Here is a 20,209-nt window from a genome sequence, read left to right on the forward strand (position 1 = left end):
AATATAATGCTAAAATTTGACGAGAAAAACGAGTTAAACAGTGTAAATGGAGCTTTGGCAATTAGATTAGAACTTGAGAAAATAGTTGATGAAATATGTAATGAAGGATATAAGAATATATGCTGGCTAGGAATAGGCGGAACCTATGCATCTTGTTTACAAGCTGAGGTACATATGAAAGAGTATTCCGCCTTAAACTTTTTTGTTGAAAATGCTGCTGAGTATATTCATACAGGTAATAAAAAAGTTGGTAAAGGTACCATTGTAATTATATCTTCTGTAACTGGAAGCACATCAGAAATGGTTGATGGAGTGATTAAAGCCAAGAATGCAGGTGCAAAAGTGATAGGGTTTGTTGATTATCCTGATACTAAACTTGCTAAATTGTCTGACTATCTGATTTCATATCCTAAAAATGAACAGCTTAAATTTTTTATGACTGCTGATAGATTTATGTATAATGCTGGCGAATTTGATGAGTATTATGAACTCTATCATGAGCTCGATGAACATCTGGCGCAATGCCTAGTTCAAGTGGAAAAATCAGCTGATGAGCTAGGTGAACTCATAGCTAAAAAGCATATGAATGATAAAATACATTATTTTGTAGGTGCTGGTAATCAGTATGGGGCAACTTATTCATACGCAATGTGCTATTGGGAAGAACAGCACTGGATAAGAACAAAATCCATTCATAGTGCAGAATTTTTTCACGGTATGTTTGAAATAATAGACAGAGATACAGCAGTTACAGTATTTATAGGCGAAGACTCTCAAAGAAAACTCAGTGAAAGAGTTGCGAACTTTTTGCCAAGAATTTGTGCTAATTACAATATTATTGATACAAAAGATTATGAATTAAAAGGGATTAGTGAAAAATTTAGAGGTCATCTATCTCATCTTCTGATGAGAGTAATAACTTCAAGAATAGATGTCCATTTAGAAAAATTAAACTGTCATCCTATGGAAATTAGAAGATATTACAGACAACTTGATTATTAATAACTTCTAATTCTTACTTATAACAGTCTGCTTCTCAAGCTTGAGGCAGTCTGTTTTTTTCGAAAATTTAAGAAATAAAATATAATAAAATAAATATAAAAAGGTAGAGATTAAAATGAATAAAAAGATATACATTGCTACTGTAGGTGATAACTGTATTGATTTGTATGATAATACAGGAGAATTTTTTCCTGGAGGAAATCCAGTTAATGTTGCAGTATATATAAAAAGAATGCAAGGTAATTCTTCCTATACAGGTGTTGTTGGTACTGATAAGTTTGGAAGGTTCATGGTTGATTCTCTCTCAAAAAAAGGGGTAGATATATCTCATTTAAAAGTACTTCCTGGAAATACCGCTGTTACTCATGTAGAAATAAAAAATGGTGATAGAATACTGGGTGATTATGACGAAGGAGTAATGGCTGATTTCAAATTATCAAACAAAGATATTGACTTTTTATGTAGTCATGATTTAGTTGTGTCAGGTATATGGGGAATGATTGAATCAGATTTATATAAGCTTAAAGCAAAAAACGTACCCATAGCTTTCGATTTTGCAGATAAAATCAACCATCAAATATCTAGAATAGCACTGCCATGGGTTGATTATGCTTTTTTTTCTGACGATTTTAGCAAAGATGAGGATATAAAGAATGCAATGAAAAATATTAAAAAAATTGGTCCTAAAATAGTCATCTTTACAAGGGGAACTAAAGGAAGCATTGCATATGATGGAAACAATTTTTTCGAATTTGGGATCTTTGATTGTAAAGTTATAGACAGTATGGGAGCGGGAGACAGTTATATCGCTGGTTTTCTTATGAGTCTTCTAAACGGCGTGTCTATAGAAGGTTGCATGAAAAACGGAGCGCTTAGCAGTAGTATTACTTTAGGTTACAAAGGCGCTTGGTGATTTAACATAAATTAATGTGTCAATTATATATAATAGGATAATAATTATAATATAAAATTTGTATCCTTCAATTAAAATCCCGCGGTGATTACAAAATCCGCACCTGACCAATCATCAATATAATCAATTTCTATATATTTGACATATTTTTCATCTTCTTTACTGATAATAAAAAACAAACCATCTATATCATATAAGCTATCATCATTTTGCTGTTCATCCTGAACTAACACATATGTTATTCCTGCTCAAGTCATAACCTTAGGCATAATACGATGTATTTTATTAGAGTATAATTTTATAAGTATATTTTTTGCCTTTTCAGTAATAATAATATTCATGATATCCATCCTTACTTTCTTTTAATTATCGTATATGTTTTATTTAAAATACTCATTATTATATACTAGTTTAAATCTATATATATAAATTATAAAGCTAATATTTTATAGGAGGTTAGGGATGAAGCTAACTATACAAGAGAAATCATGGATACTGTATGATTGTGGTAACTCTGCTTATTCTATGGCGGTTACTACATCCCTTTTACCTATAGTTTTTGGTATGTTTGATAATGTTAGTAGCAGTATGGATTTAGGTTATTTCAATTCAATTGCAAGCATAATTATTGCTATTCTTAGTCCTATACTTGGGACAATAGCCGATTACAAGGATACAAAGAAACGATTTTTTATTTTCTTTGCATTATTGGGTCTGCTCACTACAACTTCTCTAGCATTTGTATCTCCCGAGAATGGAAACTGGCAGATTTTAGTATTATTTTATATTTTGTCTGCTATTGGATTTTCTGGTGCAAATGTTTTTTATGATTCGTTTTTAGTCGATGTTACTTTAGATGAACGTATGGATAAAGTGTCGACAAGAGGCTATGCATTTGGTTATATAGCTAGTATTATACCTTTTGGAATTAGTCTTGGTTTTATATATTTTTTAGGAATGGACAAAGTAATTGGTTATCAGCTAGGCTTTATAATTACCTCTTTATGGTGGGGACTACTAACATTACCCATTATAAAAAACGTACATCAGCTTCATTTCATAAATCCAGAACCAAGACCAGTTCAAAATAGTTTTATCAGACTTAAATCAACATTTATCAATATCAAGAAATACAAAACTGTTGCTATTTTTTTAATAGCATACTTTTTTTACATAGATGGAGTTGATACAATCATTAAAATGGTAGTACCTTATGCTACATCTATTTTAGGGAGTGACTCACTCGACACCTTTACTCTACTTGGAATATTACTAGTAATCCAAATTATAGCATTTCCATGTGCTATAATTTACGGTAACCTAGCAAAGAAATATTCTGCTAGATTAATGATAATCATAGGTATAATAACTTATATTATTTCCTGTATTTCAGCATTTTATATTACTTATACATGGCATATTTTCGTACTTGGAGCATTAATAGGTTCTGCTCAAGGTGGAATCCAAGCTCTAAGTAGATCTTATTACGCAAAAATTATCCCTAAGCAAAATTCCAATGAATTCTTTGGATTTTATAATATTTTTGGAAAATTTTCTGCAATAATAGGACCAGCCGTAATGGCATTTTCAACTACACTTACTGGTAATGCTAGGTATAGTATTCTATCTATTATTCCTCTGTTCATTATTGGTTTGTTAGTTCTTATAACTTTACCTAAAGAGCATATAGTAAGAGATATCGTATAGGAGGAGCTCAGATGGAAGATTTTAGTTCTAAGCGAGCAAAGCATGTTATTGTAATTTCTTATGATGCTTTTTCTGAAGATAATTGGGATTTTGCCAGTTCACTTCCAAATTTATCACTATTAATATCAAAAGGAGTTTATTCAAATGATTTAATTAGCATTTATCCTAGTTTAACATATGTAGTACATTCTACATTAGTAACTGGAGTATATCCTGATAGACATGAAATTGTACACAACAATCCTTTTCAGCCATTTATCTCCGAAAAAAATCAGGAGTGGTTTTGGTATAGAAAAGATATCAATGCTACGACTATCTATGATGCTGCGAAAGAAGCAAATTTAACTACATCCGCAATATTGTGGCCTGTAACTGGCAAAGCTAAGATAGATTATAATTTACCTGAAGTAGTTGCAATAAACGGTGAAAATCAAGCTTTTAAAATTTTAAAAAATGGAAGCCCATTTTTCTGTGCAAAACTCAGCCTAAAGTATGGAAAAGTTTTGGATGGAGTAAATCAGCCAAATTTAGATGATTTTTCGACTTTGTGTGCAGTCGATACAATAAAATCGAAAAAACCTAATCTACTTTTACTTCACCTTATCGATTTAGATGATACTAAGCATAACTTCGGTACAAAAGGAACCGAAGTTAATAATGCAATGCTGCGTATGGATAAAAGGTTAGGGAGCATTATAAAAGCAGTAGATGAAGCTGGAATTAAAAAAGACACCGCTTTTATGGTTATTGGCGACCATGGCCATATTGATATTCAATATAAAGTGCATCTAAACAATATATTGAAAGAAATGGGTCTAATCTATGAGGATCGGAAAACCATGAAATGGAGAGCATATTTTCAATGCAATGGCGGCTCAGCTTATCTCCATATCAAAAAAGACGATCAAGAAGCAGAAAGGCTAACTTTAAATAAAATAAAAGAGATTTTATCAGTTGGAAAATACGGTATTGAAGATTTATACGATAGAACTGACTTAGATAAGCTTCATATTCATAAAAGTATTAAATATATGGTTGAAGCAAAACGAGGATATTGCTTTGATGAATCAATATCTAATACAACTATTGAAGACTTAGAGTCACAAAGAAAAAAATATTCTACTCATGGCTATAGAGAAAATAAAGATAATTATAAATGCAACTTGTTAATATCAGGGGAAATGATTAAAAATAATACTTCCTTAGAAAATCTAGCTATGGTTGATATAGCGCCAACTATAGCTAGATTGCTAGGAATTAGCTTTCCTAATTGCGATGGAAAACCAATAGAAATTTAGTTTACTCCTTTTGTAATTTATATATTAGATTATATATTATTTTCGAGACTATTCCTTATTAAATATTGGATGGTCTCTTTTTTGGTTTTAAAATAATAAATTGGGTAATTATTGGAATGAGAACGTTTTCAAAGCTTAATATTTTTTGAATACTTAGAATAAAAAAATATCTCTTGACTTTAAAAAATTAATAGTAGTAAAATGTACATATACATATCAGGAAACGTTTCCAGAAACGATTCCTGTTGTAAAAAACATACAGGAGGGAAAAGTATGAAAAAATTATTATCCGTTTTATTATTGACAGCTATGACATTTTCTCTAGCAGCTTGTGGTTCCACAAATGAACCTGCTGAATCAGCAGATTCCGGAGAAGGCAAGAGTACCGGCTCAATATATTATCTAAATTTCAAGCCTGAAATTGCTCCAGTATATGAAAAAATCGCTGAAGCATATGAAGCAGAAACTGGAGTTAAACTTAATGTTGTTACCGCCGCATCAGGAACTTACGAGCAAACTTTAAAATCAGAAATGGCAAAAGCTGACGCTCCTACATTATTCCAAATTAACGGGCCAAAAGGCTACGCAAGCTGGAAAGAATATACAGCTGACTTAAGCAATACTGAATTATACAGTCATCTTACTGACAAAAGCTTAGCAGTAACTGATGGTGATGGAGTATATGGTATTCCTTATGTAGTTGAAGGATACGGAATTATATACAACAACGCTTTAATAAACAAATATATTGCTCTACCTGGAGCTAAAATAGCTTCTGTTGATGAAATTAATAATTTTGAAACATTAAAAGCTGTTGTTGAAGATATAACAGCTAAAAAAGATGAACTAGGAGTTAAAGGAGCTTTTGCAAGCACATCTCTAAAACCAGGTGAAGACTGGAGATGGCAAACACACTTAGCTAACGTACCAGTTTATTATGAATTCAAAAATAATAATATTGATTTAGCAAGTGATGCTACAAAAGAAATTAAATTTGAGTATGCTGAAAACTATAAAAATATTTTTGATTTATATATAAACAATTCTGTTACAGAACCAAAGCTATTAGGAAGTAAGCAAGTTGCTGATTCTATGGCTGAATTTGCACTTGGTCAATGTGTATTTGTTCAAAATGGTAACTGGGCGTGGTCACAAATCAATGAAGTAGCAGGAAACGTTGTCAAGCCAGAAGATATTAAATTCATGCCTATATACACTGGTATGGAAGGTGAAGAAAATCAAGGACTATGCACAGGAACAGAAAACTTCTATGCAATTAACGCTAAAGCTTCTGAAGAAGATCAAAAGCTAGCAGCAGATTTTATTTACTGGTTATTCTCTAGTGATACAGGTAAAAAATTTGTAGTTGAAGAATTAAATTTTATTGCTCCATTTGATACATTTACAGATGCAGAAAAACCATCTGATCCACTTGCAAAAGAAGTAATTAAGTGGATGGAAAAAGAAGGCACTACTTCTGTAGCTTGGAACTTTACAGTTTTCCCTAACCAGACTTTTAAAGATAATTTCGGAGCTTCATTACTACAGTATGCTCAAGGAAGTATGTCTTGGGATGATTTAGTAACAAAAGTTGTTGCAGATTGGAAAACTGAAAGCAGTAACTAATTTCAATACTATTATTCACTTTAGCCCCTGCCTGTTTTATGCTCAGGGGCTTTTTTTACACAAATTTAAACTATAAAGGAGAAAATATGGAAAGGGCACTAAAAAAATATTTTGTTATATTTGCACTTCCAACCTTAATTGCATTTGCAATTTCATTTTTAATACCATTTTTTTAGGAATTTATCTTTCATTTACAGAATTCACTACTGTAACTAATAGTACTTGGGTTGGGTTTGAAAATTATAAAAAGGCATTTGTTGGAAACCCTGATTTTCTAAATGCACTTTGGTTTACATTAAAATTTACTGTAGTCTCAGTTATTTCTATAAATTTAATAGCTTTTATATTTGCGCTTCTTCTAACCAGAGGATTAAAAGGGACTAATATTTTTAGAACTGTTTTTTTTATGCCTAACCTTATCGGTGGAATAGTTCTTGGCTATATATGGCAAATAATCATCAATGGTGTGCTTTTAAACTTTGGAGTGGATATAACCTTTAGTGCTAAATATGGATTTTGGGGGCTAGTAGTTCTTATGAATTGGCAACTTGCAGGATATATGATGATTATATATATTGCAGGAATTCAAAATATTTCTTCTGACCTTAAGGAAGCCGCCCAAATCGATGGTGCAAATTCATTTCAGACTCTTATGAATGTAACTATTCCTATGGTAATGCCATCAATTACAATTTGTACCTTTTTAACACTCACAAATTCCTTCAAATTATTTGACCAAAACTTTGCACTTACTGGTGGAGCACCTGCAAAGCAAACTGCTATGCTTGCACTAGATATTTACAATACTTTCTATGGCAGAATAGGTTTCGAGGGAGTAGGACAAGCAAAAGCCGTTGTATTTTTTATTATGGTCGCATTGATAGCTTTTGTTCAGCTTTATATCACAAGAAGAAAGGAAGTGGAGAGTTAAGATGGTTGAAAATCAAAAAAAGAGCAATAACGTATTATTTTTCTTTATGACGATTTTAGCAATTACATTTTTAGTTCCAATTTTCATTGTATTAATGAATTCTTTTAAAGGACAATTTTTTATATCGGATGCTCCATTTTCTTTCCCGACCGAGCAAACTTTTGTTGGATTTACAAATTATCTAAATGGTATAGAAAAAATAAACTTTTTTTCAGCATTTGGGTATTCCCTTTTCATTACAGTCGGCTCTGTTTTGCTGATTACTATTTGTACATCAATGACTGCATGGTACATCACAAGGGTGAAAAGTAAAATAACATCACTTATGTATTATCTTTTTGCTTTTAGTATGATAGTACCTTTTCAAATGGTTATGTTTACCATGTCTAAAACGGTTAATGTTTTAAGACTTGATAATCCAGTTGGAATGATACTCATTTATTTAGGATTTGGTGCAGGTCTTTCGGTTTTTATGTTTGCTGGATTTATTAAAAGTATACCTTTAGAAATTGAAGAGGCGGCTATGATAGATGGCTGTAATCCAATTCAAACATTTTTTTTGGTAGTTTTTCCTATTTTAAAACCTACAGCAATTACAGTATCAATATTAAATACTATGTGGATTTGGAATGACTATTTGCTTCCTTATTTAGTTATAGGAAACAAGTATAGAACTCTTCCTGTTGCAATTCAGTATTTACAAGGAGGATATGGTTCAAGAGATATGGGATCACTTATGGCAATGTTAATCCTTGCTATTATTCCTATAGTAGTTTTCTATTTATCAGCGCAAAAGTATATAATAAAGGGAGTAATTTCTGGAGCAGTTAAAGGATAGTAGGTGATTATAGTGGTGACTATAAAAGATATAGCAAAAGAAGCAGGTGTGGCTGTTAGCACTGTTTCAAGAGTTTTGAACAATCATCCTGATGTCAGTGAAAAAACTAAATTAAAGGTTTTAGATATAATTGAAAAAAGAAAATTTGTGCCCAACAGTAATGCCAAGCATTTAAAGCAACAAAACACTAATACAATTGGAATATTTGTTAAAGGAACATTCAATTTTCTTTTCCATTCTATTTTAGAAAAAATTCAACCTCTTATTGAAGATTCTGGTTATATCACTGTAGTGAATTATTTGGATGAGGATGAAAATGAGGTTCAGCAAGCTAGAATATTCTGTAACGAAAAAAAACCTCAAGGGATAATGTTCTTAGGTGGGAATCTGAAAAATTTTCAAGATCATTTTTCAAAAATTGATATTCCATCTATTTTAGTTACAAACTCAGCTAGTCAATTGAATTTTAGCAACTTATCAAGCGTTACCACGAATGACAAAAAAGCCGTTGAGTTCGCTATTGAATATTTAATTGAAAAAGGCCATACAAATATTGGAATCATAGGTGGAAATGCTGATTCTTCTAATATTAGTGAGGTACGCTTAAAAAGTATTATAAAAACATTATATAAACATAAAATCAACTTTGATATTTCATCACATTTTGAACCAGCTCGATATTCTTTTGAAAGCTCTTATAAAGCTTGCCAAAGACTTATTAACAAAAAACTTGGAATAACTGCTATTTTCGCAATGAGTGACGTTATGGCAATAGGAGCAATGAGAGCAATGACAGATTCAAAAATTTCTATTCCAAGCGACATTTCAGTAATTGGGTATGATGGAATAGAGCTTGTTAATTATTACAATCCAAAATTAACGACTATACTTCAGTTACAGGATCAAATAGCATTAAATGCAGTTAAAATAATAACTTCTCAAATTGAAAAAAATCTAGATCCTATTCATAAAGTTCTTCCGTTCAAACTTATGGAAGGTGAAAGTGTAATTCGGATTTAATTAAAATAATATATTAAGATAAGGAATTGAAATACATGATAAATAAAATACAAGAACCTTTTGAAAGAGGCGCAGGTACTTTGCTTCCAGTTGCAAGTCTGCCGTCTAACTATGGAATAGGAACATTTGGTAAGGCCGCATATGACTTTGTTGACTTTCTACATAAATCTGGCCAAAAATATTGGCAGGTACTTCCTATTGGACCTACAGGTTATGGTGATAGTCCATATCAAAGTTTCTCTGCATTTGCTGGAAATCCATATTTTATAGATTTTGATTTCTTGATTGAAGAAAATCTTTTAGATATTAGGGATATCGAAAAAATAAATTGGGGAGATAACCCAAACCTAATCGATTATGGAAAGATATATGAGAATAGATACAGTGTTTTAAGAGTTGCCTTTAAAAATTTCAATACATCTGATGAATCCTTTATTGAATTTTGTGATGCTAATAGCTTTTGGTTAGATGATTATAGTGACTATATGGCTATAAAAGATTTATTCAAAGGTGTAGAATGGCTTAAATGGCCAGAGGATATAAGAAACAGAGATAAGGATGCTTTGGAAAACTATAGAATAAAATTATCAGATGATATAATGTTTTGGAAATTCCTACAATTCAAGTTCATTGTTCAGCTAAATCAATTAAAGAAATATGCACATAATAAAAATATAACTATAATCGGCGATATACCAATTTATGTTGCTCTTGACAGTTCCGATGTTTGGGCAAATTTAAAAGAGTTTCAAATGGATGAGAGCAAAAAACCAACTATGGTAGCTGGAGTTCCACCAGATATGTTTTCATCAACTGGCCAGCTTTGGGGAAATCCACTTTATGATTGGGATTATATGAAAGCCGATAACTTTAGCTGGTGGCGTAAAAGAATGAAATATTCAGCTCTTTTATACGACATCATAAGGATAGACCACTTCATTGGAATAGTTCATTATTATTCTATAAAATATGGTGAAGAAACTGCTATGAATGGTTTTTGGAAAGATGGCCCAGGTCATGATTTAATTAATTCTATTAATGAAGAAATTGGAAGTTCAAAAATCATTGCTGAAGACCTAGGGGTTGTTACCCAGAAGGTTAAGCAGCTTTTAAAAGATAGTGGTTATCCAGGTATGAGGCTCTTACAATTTGGATTTGATTCAGATGCTAGAAACGAGAATCTAGCTAAGCATTGTCCTTCGAACTCTGTTGTTTACGGTGGCACTCACGATAATGAAACTCTTAGAGGATATTTTCAAAACCTAGATTCTAAATCCAGAGCTAAAGCTAGAAAAATGCTTGATATTAAGCAGAATAGATTTTTTGTGTGGAAAGTTATTGAATCTGGGTTTAAATCAAAAGCAAATACTGTGATATTCCAAATACAAGACTATCTAGAGCTTGATAATTCTGCCAGAATGAATGTTCCATCAACCATTGGTGGAAACTGGTGCTGGAGATTATTACCAAATCAAATCAGTGATGATTTAATACACAAAATAGAAAATTTAATTAAGATAACAAAAAGATAGGAGAAAATTATGGCTAATATAACCCTAAAAAACATCCATAAGATTTATCCAGGAGATGTTACAGCTGTAAAGGATTTTAATCTGGAAATTCAAGATAAAGAGTTTATAATTCTAGTTGGACCATCTGGTTGTGGTAAATCAACTACTCTTAGGATGATTGCAGGTCTAGAGGATATATCAAAAGGCGAACTTTATATTGGAGATAAATTAGTAAATAATGTTCCTCCAAAAGATAGAGATATTGCTATGGTATTTCAAAGCTATGCTCTTTATCCTCACATGAGTGTATATAAAAATATGGCATTTTCTTTAACTTTACAGAAAGTTGATAAAAGCGAAATTGATAAAAGAGTACGCGAGGCAGCAAAGATTCTAGATATAGAACATTTATTAGAAAGAAAACCAAAGGCTTTATCTGGTGGTCAAAGACAAAGAGTAGCACTTGGAAGAGCTATGGTTAGAAATCCTAAAGTTTTTCTTCTTGACGAGCCACTTTCTAATCTCGATGCAAAACTACGTACAGCAATGAGAAGTGAGATAAGCAAACTTCACAAAAGACTTGGAACTACTTTTATATACGTAACTCATGACCAGACTGAGGCTATGACAATGGGAGATAGAATCGTAGTCATGAAGGATGGTTTAGTTCAACAAGTTGATACTCCACAAAATTTATATGATTATCCTGTAAATTTATTTGTAGCAGGTTTTATAGGATCTCCACAAATGAATTTTTTTAAGGTTAAGATTGAAAAGAATAATGAGAATTTTATAGCTAGATTGGGAGATTATAAGATACCAATTAATTGGAGCACTGATAAGTCAAAGAACTTGAGCAATTATGATGGCAAAGAGGTTTTAATGGGCATTAGACCTGAAGAATTACACGATGAGCAAAGTACTCAAGCTAAAGAAACCTTAAGCTTTGTTAATGCTTTAGTCGAGTTAAGCGAACCTATGGGCTCCGAAGTTTATTTATATCTTGATATAAATAATGAAAAAGCAATCGCCAAAATTCCTCCAAGAACAAATGCAAAAATTGGTGATGTTGTAAGCCTAGGAATTAATACTACAAATGTTCATCTTTTTGATATTGAAACTGAGAACGCAATTGCTGTGAGGTAAATATATGGATATAAATAAAGTGATTAAATCAGCACAAGATAAATGTAAAATTGAATACGGAAAAGAGCTTTCAAACGCCCTTGCTTGGCAGCTTCACAATTCACTTTCAGAGTCAATAAGGGAAGAAATAGGCGGTAAGTGGCAGGAATTAAAAATAATGAGTGATAAAAATAGAAAAGCATATTATTTTTCTGCCGAGTTTTTAATTGGCCGTTCAATTCAAAATAACTTGTTAAATTTAGGGATCCTTGATGAAATAAACAATAAACTAAAAGATCTTAATGTTGATTTTGGAATTTTAGAAGAGATTGAAGATGCTGCTCTAGGTAACGGGGGGCTTGGTAGACTTGCTGCTTGCTTTATTGAAAGTGCTGCAACTATGGATATTCCTTTAGACGGATATGGAATAAGATATAAGTTTGGATTATTTAAACAAGAATTTCAAGATGGATTTCAAATTGAAAAAGCTGATGATTGGTCAAAATATGGTGATCCATGGTCATTAAGAAAATATGAAGACTCAGTGTTAGTAAAGTTTAGTGACCAAAACGTTATTGCTGTTCCCTATGATATACCTATTATAGGGTATAAGGGAAATAATATTTCTACCCTAAGGCTTTGGCAAGCTGAGCCAGTCAATGAATTTGATTTTAATTTATTTAATGACCAAAACTATGATTTGGCTGTAAAAGAAAAAAATAAAGCTGAGGATATTTCTAGAGTCTTGTATCCAAACGATGATACTTTAGATGGAAAAAAATTAAGATTTAGACAGCAATACTTTTTCAGTAGTGCTTCACTACAGGATTTAATTAGAAAGTTTAAAAGAAATCATTCTGAGGATTTATTAGATTTTGCTAAGTATAACGTAATCCAGCTTAATGACACTCATCCTACAATTGCAATTCCTGAGCTTATAAGGCTTTTAGTTGATGAGGAAAAACTTAGTTTTGAATCTGCGCTTGATATTTGTAAAAAAACCTTTGCATATACCAATCATACAATAATGCAAGAGGCATTAGAAAAATGGGATATCGGCTTAATAAAAGAACTCCTTCCAAGAATCTATGAAATTATAAAACAAATTCACAATAATTTTGAAGAAGAAAAAAAGGATTTAGTAAAAAATAAAATTATTAGTAAAGCTTTATCTAATAGAACAAAAATAATAAATAAAAATACACTTCATATGGCTCATATGGCTATTTACGGTTCTAGCTATGTAAATGGAGTGGCTCAAATTCACACAGATATAATAAAAAGTGATGTACTAAAAGACTTCTATCAATTATATCCTTCCAAGTTTCAAAATAAAACAAACGGAATAACTCAACGCAGATGGCTAGCATTATGTAATAGAGAATTATCTTCCTTTATTAGTAATAATCTTGGAAATGAAAACTGGATAACAAACTTATCTGATTTAAAGAAATTAGAACCGCTTTCTAAGAGCACTTCTATTATTGAAGAGTTTTCAAATATTAAGCAAATAAAGAAACACCAATTAGCTGACTATATTTTTAGAAAAGAAGGTATTGCAATTGACCCTCAAAGTATTTATGATATTCAAATTAAAAGGCTACACGAATACAAAAGACAATTGCTAAATATTTTAACGATTTTATATATGTACAATGAAATTAAATCAGGTAATTTGAATAACTTTTATAAAACAACCTTTATTTTTGGAGCTAAAGCAGCTCCAGGATATAAGAGAGCTAAAAGTATAATCAAATTAATTAATGAAGTTGGCAATCTCATTGATAATGACCCGCTAGTAAGTTCAAAAATCAAAGTTGTTTTTGTTAGCAACTATAATGTATCCTATGCTGAAAAATTAGTTGCTGCAGCTGATATTTCTGAGCAAATATCAACAGCAGGAACAGAGGCTAGTGGAACTGGAAATATGAAATTTATGCTTAATGGTGCAGTTACACTAGGAACATTGGATGGTGCAAATGTCGAAATCGTCCAAGAAGCAGGCAGGGAAAACAATTACATTTTTGGATCAACTGTTGATGAAATAAGTAGCATTTCTAAATCATATAGTCCTATAGACATTTATAAATCAAATCCTAAAGTTAAAGCAGTATTAGATATGCTTATAGATGGTACCCTTAAAGACGGTAAAACTAAAGGCTTTAAGGAGCTCTACGATTCTATATTAAAAGGTGCTAGTTGGCATACGGCTGACCACTACTACCTACTACATGATTTTATGTCATATGTAGAGACAAGAATTAAAGTAAATAGTGATTTTTCATCCAAATATGAGTTTAGAAAAAAATGTTATATTAATATGTGTAATGCAGGCAAGTTCAGTTCTGATAGAACTATACAAGACTATGCTAAGGAAATTTGGCATGTATAAGCTTCAATTTTTTTATTAAACCTGAATATTTTAAAAAATTATAAGTAGACCACTTGATGGATGTTAATCTAAAAGTGGTCTTTCTAATTAATAAAATTTATTCCTCTTATGATTGCATTAATATAATAAAAAGATTAAAATAACATATTATTATCTATAGCACCTTTATTATGAAAGGCGGATTACGTATAATGGCGCACTTAACAGGAAGAACTGGCTATAAAAGCTTAATTGATAGATATAATAAGTTTCCACAAGGAGCCCCTGAGTCTGAAACTCTATATGAGATATTGAAAGTCTTTTTTACAGAGGAAGAAGCTCAATTAGTTTCTATGCTGCCTATCAAACCCTTTGATGTAAAAATGGCATCGACAATCTGGAATAAATCTCAGGACGAAACTTTATTAATTCTTGAAAATCTGGCAAGCAAAGCCTTATTATTAGATATGAATGACAATAAAAAACAAATGTATGTTATGCCACCACCTATGATAGGTTTTTTTGAGTTTGCTCTTATGAGAACTGGAGGACATTTTAATCAAAAATTATTAAGCGAGTTATTTTATCAATATATCGAAACTGAAGAAGAGTTTATGAGAAAGCTTCTATCGTTAAAGACCCCTATAGGCAGAATTCTTATAAATGAAGAAGCTATTAATAAGACTGATGAGGTTTATGTTCTAGATTATGAAAAGGCGACTAGCCTTCTAAACAATGCTACAAGCATAGGTGTAAGCAGATGTTACTGTAGACATAAAGCTGAACACCTTAATCAGCATTGCAATGCTCCACAGGAGGTGTGTCTATCTCTAAACAACCTCTCTGTTTCTTTAGCGAAGCACGGGTATGCAAGACTTATAGATCATGATGAAGCTCTCTCAATACTAAAAACAGCTTATAATAATAATCTAATTCAATTTGCTGAAAACGTTAAGGACGATGTAGGTTTTATTTGTAACTGTTGCGCTTGTTGCTGTGTAGCACTAAAAAGTGTTAAAAAAATGGGAATTCCTCAAACAATATCTTCCTCAAACTTTATTGCAAATCAGTTAGATAACTGCATTAGCTGTAAAAAATGTGTATCCGTGTGTCCAGTTGGATGCTTTGAAATTAAGGTTTTTAATGACAAAGATAAAGTAGTGCTGAATTCTGAGCTTTGTCTCGGATGTGGAGTGTGCCAAAGAGTATGCTCCATTAATGCAATAGAAATGAGCAAGAGAGATGTTAAAATTTTTACCCCAGTAAACACTGTCCATAAGCTAGTATTAGAAGCAATTGAAACTAATACTTTACATAACCTTATTTTTGATAATCAGGCTATGCTTAGCCATAAGTTCATGGCTGCATTTACTGGAGCTTTTCTTAAATTACCTCTTGTTAACCAGCTTTTAGTGAGCGAAACTTTTCAGTCTAAATATTTGGCTAGATTAATCGAAAAATTAGGATAAATTTGCTTTACGATTTTTGATTTTAGTATAAGTATATAGTATAATTCCAAAGATTATCCATCCGATTACTATGGCCCATTCTGCCATAATTAGTGATGATGGCTGGCCTGGCAAGTATAAAATTATCATAGCAGAACATAGTATAATTGCCATTATTCCTACAAGCTTATAATATTTCACTTTATAAGGACGATCTAGATTAGGTTCTTTTCTTCTTAATACTAAAAATGAGATTGATACCATTAGATATGAGTTTACTATTCCTAGAGATCCTGCATTTGTAAGCCAAACAAGCATTCTTCTGCCTAAAAGCGGCGATAATGTGGAGATTAAACCTATAAGTAAAATTGCATTAACTGGTGTTTTGTACTTTGGATGAAATTTAGCTAAAAAACTAGGTAACATTTTTGATTCTGCCATCGCATATATTGCTCTGCTTCCACCTACAAAGAAAGAGTTCCAGCTTGTCAAAATACCTCCAATTCCTCCTATAATAATTATTTTTGAAGCGATAGGACTGTTGTAAATATTTTTCATTGCATCTGCAGTAGCAAGCTTTGATTGTGATAATTCTTCATAAGATAAGCCAACCGAAGTGCTATAAATCATCATTGTATACCAAGCTATAGCCATAACCAGAGATAATATTATAATTTTTCCAATGGTATTAAAGGGGACATTAATTTCCTCTGCTGCCTGAGGAATAACATCAAATCCAACATATAAAAAAGGTGTCATTAAAGTTACTGCTAATATTCCGCTTTTACCATTGGAAAATAAAGGAGTAATATTTCCTGAGTGTCCACTAAATATTGCTCCTGTAAAAAGCATTAATCCTACTATTAAAATCATAATTGTAGCTATTCCTTGAAAAAATGCTGCAGGCTTCACGCCTATGTAATTTACAGATGTTATAATAATTGAACTAACTGAGCCAACAATAACCCAAGTAAAGTATATGTCATAGGAAGCAACTGAATACATATATCCCTTTAGATACGCGGGAAATAAATATTCAATAACAGTAGGAAAAGCTACTGCCTCAAATGCTACTACTGAAATATATCCTAAAACAATTGCCCAGGTGCAAAAAAATGAAGCTTTTTCACCCAAAGCTCTATAGCTAAAAACATGTTCTCCTCCGCACTGCGGCATAGCAGAAGTTAGCTCTGCATAAATTAAACCAACAAACAAAACCATTATTCCACCAAATACAAACCCCAGTATTGCACCTAGTGTTCCGGCCATCATTATCCATTCTCCAGTGAGTACTACCCATCCCCACCCAATCATAGCTCCAAAAGCCAATGCGATTATGTCTTTTTTTGACAAAACTCTTTCAAAATTATGATTACCTTCATTCATTTACTTTCCCCCCAATAGAATATATTTGTATCATAAAATTATACTATTTGTTTTCTCGTAAATCTTATAAATGAATTATTCAAGCTTCATAAAATTAAATTACAGAATATTTAATCATTTTATACAATTATATATTATTAGCCTAGATATCTACAAGCTAACAAAACACTAAAATTAACTTATATAAATCAAATATATTTTGCGTTTAGACTATTATCCTATTCAAAATAGTTTCTTATATATAATTATATATACGTAATCGTGTTATACTTAAAAGAAAAAAGAAGGAGAGAGTTATATGATATTAATTTGCTATCCTAAATGAACAACATGTAAAAAAGCCGAGGCATGGCTTAAAGAAAATCAATACACATATTTATATAGAGATATTAAAACTGAAAATCCTAGTAAGCTAGAATTAGCAAGCTGGTATGGCAATAGTGATATAGATATTAAGAAGCTTTTTAATACTTCTGGAAATGTTTATAAAGACCTAAATTTAAAAGATAATATTGATAAAATGACAATTGATGAGAAGCTTGAACTTCTTGCTTCAGATGGAATGTTATTAAAAAGACCTTTTCTAGTTTATAAAGATAAAATTAAGGTTGGTTTTAAAGAAAACGAATGGTTTTCTTTTTTAAGCGAAACATAATATAAGTTATGTTAACCTATAGATTATCTTTATATAATATATAAAACAAATCTATTGGATTACTCTTAGTTTTAAATATATTATTATTATAGAGTTTAATTTTAGATTATATTTACAATTAGGAGAATTCATATGATTATAGACACACATATGCATGAAAAAACTTATTCATCCGATAGTTTTTTATCATTAGAAGATATAGTTAAGAAATCTAAATCAATGGGCTTAGATGGCGTTTGTATTACAGATCATGAAAGCAATGAAATTAAGGATTTTGCTCATCAATTTTCAAAGCAGTCAGGATTTCTAATCCTAGTAGGTGCAGAAGTACTAACGCATGAGGGAGACATAACTGTTTTTGGGTTAGATGATTTACCAAAAGAAAAGATTCATGCTCAACAGCTTATTGATCTTACATTAAAAGCTGGAGGAGTTGCTATAAGTGCTCATCCATTTAGACATAATAATAGAGGAATGGGAAAATTTATAAAAAATGTACAGGGTTTATCAGGAATTGAGGCATTTAATGGAAGTACATTCCCACATCATAATCTATATGCATATGGCTTATCATCAGAACTCAGTATTCCAGCTCTAGGAGCTAGTGATGCTCATACAATAGATGCTATAGGAAAATATGCTACTTTAATCCCTGGTAATATCAGAGATGAAAAAGATTTTATAGAAGCTGTAAAATCTGGAAGAGTATCTCCAGTTGTTTATTCCAACAATAAATATGAGAGTTTAGATATAAATCAGATGTTATATAATAAACCTATTTATAAAGAAGCTATTTAAATACAAAAACCTATTTATACACAAAAAACTTCCGTAATTTTGTCATTAGACATCATTTATGGAAGTTTTTAATTATAAAATGTATATAATTATTTTTTTATAGACATATTTGAGAATTAACTAGTGAAATAAGTTATATATAGTGTTAAAATAAGGGTGAATGTACCTAGTTTGGTATATTTATAGTTCTAGATTAATTAAATTAAATAAAATCTTATCTAAGAGGGGAGTCAATTAAAAATGAGTAAGCCAGTTTTATCGGCTCATTTTGAGTCAAGAACACCATCAGATGTACGTTTAGCACAAATGAAATACGATGAGAGAAAAGTTAAGCCACAAGCAGTTATCAATGTAGGTATTGGTAATGTTTCTCTGCCTACAAATCCTGCTATGCAAAAAAGAATGTTTAATTTAAACGCGCCAGATAGTCCTTTTGCAAATGGAGTTATTAGATATTCAGGTACAGCTGGACTTCCAGAATGCCAAGATGCTTTTAAAAACATATTAAAATGCGAAGGCTTTGATACTAGCAAATTGCATGTTCAGGTTACAGATGGAGGTTCTTCAGGAATGGAGCTTCTTCTAATTGGAACTTGTGGTCCTGCAGGTACTGACGAAAAACCTTTGATGATGATTGACCCAGCTTATACAAACTACATTTCTTTTGCAGAAAGAGTTGGAAGAAAAACCGTAACAATTAAGCGTAAAATGGAAGACAATGGTAAGTTCACTCTTCCTGAAGTAAGCGAAATCGAAGAAATGATTCAAAAGCATAATCCTGGAGCTCTACTAGTAATACCTTATGACAATCCAACTGGCCAGCTATATGATTATGAAAACATGAAAGATCTTGCTAAGCTTTGTGTTAAGTACAATATGTGGATGGTAAGTGATGAAGCATACCGCGAGTTATATTATCAAGAAGACAAGCCTCTAGTAAGTATCTGGGGATTAACAGATGCTGATGTTCCTGGAATCGAAGGAAGAAGAATCAGTATAGAAACAGCTTCAAAAGTTTGGAATGCTTGCGGACTTAGAATTGGTGCTGTAATAACTGATAGCGCTGAGTTCAATAATAGATCAATCGCAGAATATACTGCTAATCTTTGTGCAAACGTTATCGGACAGTACATATTTGCTGCTCTAGCTCATGAAAGCAAGGAGCAAATTGCTGCTTGGTGTTCAGAATTACGTGAATACTACAAAAAACAAATCATGATGGTATATAATGGTTTAAAAGAACAAGAGCCAGGACTTATAGTTTCTAGCCCTGACGCTTCTATCTACTCAGTTATTGACGTTAGAAACGTTGTTAAACCTGGATTTGATGCTATAGATTTCGTATTATATTGTGCTCAAGAAGGCTCAATTAATATTGATGGAGTAGAAACTACTTTACTTGTAGCTCCAATGAAAGGCTTCTATGATATAAAAGCAGGGGAGGTTAACCCTGGAAGCACACAGTTCAGAATTTCTTTTGTTGAGTCTCCTGAGAACATGGCAAAGATTCCTGAATTATTTGTAAAACTATTAAGAGCCTTCGAAGCTCAAAGATAATTTACCCATTTAAAGCTATATCC

General features: G+C 31.6%; 16 protein-coding genes and 1 pseudogene. 15 read left to right on the forward strand and 2 right to left on the reverse strand.

Annotated features, from left to right (window positions below; genetic code table 11):
• Positions 1 to 6: 6 nt before the first annotated feature.
• Together CLOST_RS06215 and frlD are read left to right on the forward strand one after the other, a co-directional pair.
• A complete protein-coding gene (locus tag CLOST_RS06215) occupies positions 7 to 1,002 on the forward strand; it encodes an SIS domain-containing protein (protein ID WP_013361418.1) in 996 nt (331 codons plus the stop codon).
• Between the two features lie 115 nt (positions 1,003 to 1,117).
• Positions 1,118 to 1,915: a fructoselysine 6-kinase gene (frlD, locus tag CLOST_RS06220; protein ID WP_013361419.1), complete on the forward strand. Its 798-nt coding sequence runs from the start codon at positions 1,118 to 1,120 to the stop codon at positions 1,913 to 1,915.
• 71 nt (positions 1,916 to 1,986) lie between these two features.
• Here frlD and CLOST_RS13870 read toward each other — a convergent pair whose 3' ends face one another.
• Positions 1,987 to 2,148, reverse strand: coding sequence for a hypothetical protein (locus CLOST_RS13870; RefSeq protein WP_013361420.1), 162 nt, complete (start codon positions 2,146 to 2,148; stop codon positions 1,987 to 1,989).
• Between the two features lie 229 nt (positions 2,149 to 2,377).
• On the opposite strand from CLOST_RS13870, the gene CLOST_RS06225 reads away from it, so the two are divergent.
• The 10 genes from CLOST_RS06225 (at position 2,378) to CLOST_RS06270 (ending at position 15,811) form a co-directional block, all read left to right on the forward strand.
• Positions 2,378 to 3,622 carry an MFS transporter gene (locus CLOST_RS06225; protein ID WP_013361421.1) on the forward strand — a complete coding sequence of 415 codons (1,245 nt, stop codon included), beginning with the start codon at positions 2,378 to 2,380 and terminating at the stop codon, positions 3,620 to 3,622.
• 11 nt (positions 3,623 to 3,633) lie between these two features.
• Positions 3,634 to 4,920 (forward strand): alkaline phosphatase family protein, encoded by a 1,287-nt coding sequence (locus CLOST_RS06230; RefSeq protein WP_013361422.1) that lies wholly within the window; start codon positions 3,634 to 3,636, stop codon positions 4,918 to 4,920.
• Positions 4,921 to 5,193: 273 nt separating this feature from the next.
• Entirely contained in the window at positions 5,194 to 6,546 is a 1,353-nt protein-coding gene (locus CLOST_RS06235; RefSeq protein WP_013361423.1) for an ABC transporter substrate-binding protein, read from the forward strand.
• Positions 6,547 to 6,931: 385 nt separating this feature from the next.
• On the forward strand, positions 6,932 to 7,477 hold the full coding sequence (locus tag CLOST_RS14375) for a sugar ABC transporter permease (RefSeq protein ID WP_330360767.1): 546 nt from the start codon (positions 6,932 to 6,934) through the stop codon (positions 7,475 to 7,477).
• A 1-nt stretch (position 7,478) separates the two neighbouring features.
• On the forward strand, positions 7,479 to 8,315 hold the full coding sequence (locus CLOST_RS06245; protein WP_013361426.1) for a carbohydrate ABC transporter permease: 837 nt from the start codon (positions 7,479 to 7,481) through the stop codon (positions 8,313 to 8,315).
• A 15-nt stretch (positions 8,316 to 8,330) separates the two neighbouring features.
• Positions 8,331 to 9,335: a LacI family DNA-binding transcriptional regulator gene (locus CLOST_RS06250; RefSeq protein ID WP_041487402.1), complete on the forward strand. Its 1,005-nt coding sequence runs from the start codon at positions 8,331 to 8,333 to the stop codon at positions 9,333 to 9,335.
• Positions 9,336 to 9,370: 35 nt separating this feature from the next.
• On the forward strand, positions 9,371 to 10,867 hold the full coding sequence (gene malQ / locus CLOST_RS06255) for a 4-alpha-glucanotransferase (RefSeq protein ID WP_013361428.1): 1,497 nt from the start codon (positions 9,371 to 9,373) through the stop codon (positions 10,865 to 10,867).
• Positions 10,868 to 10,876: 9 nt separating this feature from the next.
• Positions 10,877 to 11,992: an ABC transporter ATP-binding protein gene (locus CLOST_RS06260; RefSeq protein WP_013361429.1), complete on the forward strand. Its 1,116-nt coding sequence runs from the start codon at positions 10,877 to 10,879 to the stop codon at positions 11,990 to 11,992.
• Positions 11,993 to 11,996: 4 nt separating this feature from the next.
• Positions 11,997 to 14,363: a glycogen/starch/alpha-glucan phosphorylase gene (locus tag CLOST_RS06265; protein WP_013361430.1), complete on the forward strand. Its 2,367-nt coding sequence runs from the start codon at positions 11,997 to 11,999 to the stop codon at positions 14,361 to 14,363.
• Positions 14,364 to 14,554: 191 nt separating this feature from the next.
• The gene (locus tag CLOST_RS06270; RefSeq protein WP_013361431.1) at positions 14,555 to 15,811 is read left to right on the forward strand and encodes a 4Fe-4S dicluster domain-containing protein; all 1,257 of its coding nucleotides are present in this window, start codon (positions 14,555 to 14,557) and stop codon (positions 15,809 to 15,811) included.
• Here the strand turns inward: CLOST_RS06270 and CLOST_RS06275 are convergent.
• Entirely contained in the window at positions 15,803 to 17,176 is a 1,374-nt protein-coding gene (locus CLOST_RS06275) for an APC family permease (protein WP_013361432.1), read from the reverse strand. The two genes, CLOST_RS06270 and CLOST_RS06275, sit on opposite strands and share 9 nt — an antisense overlap.
• 337 nt (positions 17,177 to 17,513) lie before the next feature.
• Between CLOST_RS06275 and CLOST_RS06280 the strand changes: the two are divergent.
• From CLOST_RS06280 to CLOST_RS06290, 3 genes and pseudogenes are all read left to right on the forward strand, one after another.
• Positions 17,514 to 17,831 (forward strand): annotated as a pseudogene (locus CLOST_RS06280) (Spx/MgsR family RNA polymerase-binding regulatory protein); the annotation flags it as partial.
• Between the two features lie 132 nt (positions 17,832 to 17,963).
• Positions 17,964 to 18,629: a PHP-associated domain-containing protein gene (locus tag CLOST_RS06285; protein WP_013361434.1), complete on the forward strand. Its 666-nt coding sequence runs from the start codon at positions 17,964 to 17,966 to the stop codon at positions 18,627 to 18,629.
• 240 nt (positions 18,630 to 18,869) lie between these two features.
• Complete coding sequence (locus tag CLOST_RS06290; protein ID WP_013361435.1) at positions 18,870 to 20,186, forward strand: pyridoxal phosphate-dependent aminotransferase; 1,317 nt, start codon at positions 18,870 to 18,872, stop codon at positions 20,184 to 20,186.
• Positions 20,187 to 20,209: the final 23 nt, after the last annotated feature.

It is taken from the genome of Acetoanaerobium sticklandii, from assembly GCF_000196455.1.
In the GTDB taxonomy this organism is placed as follows: Bacteria; Bacillota; Clostridia; order Peptostreptococcales; family Filifactoraceae; genus Acetoanaerobium; species Acetoanaerobium sticklandii.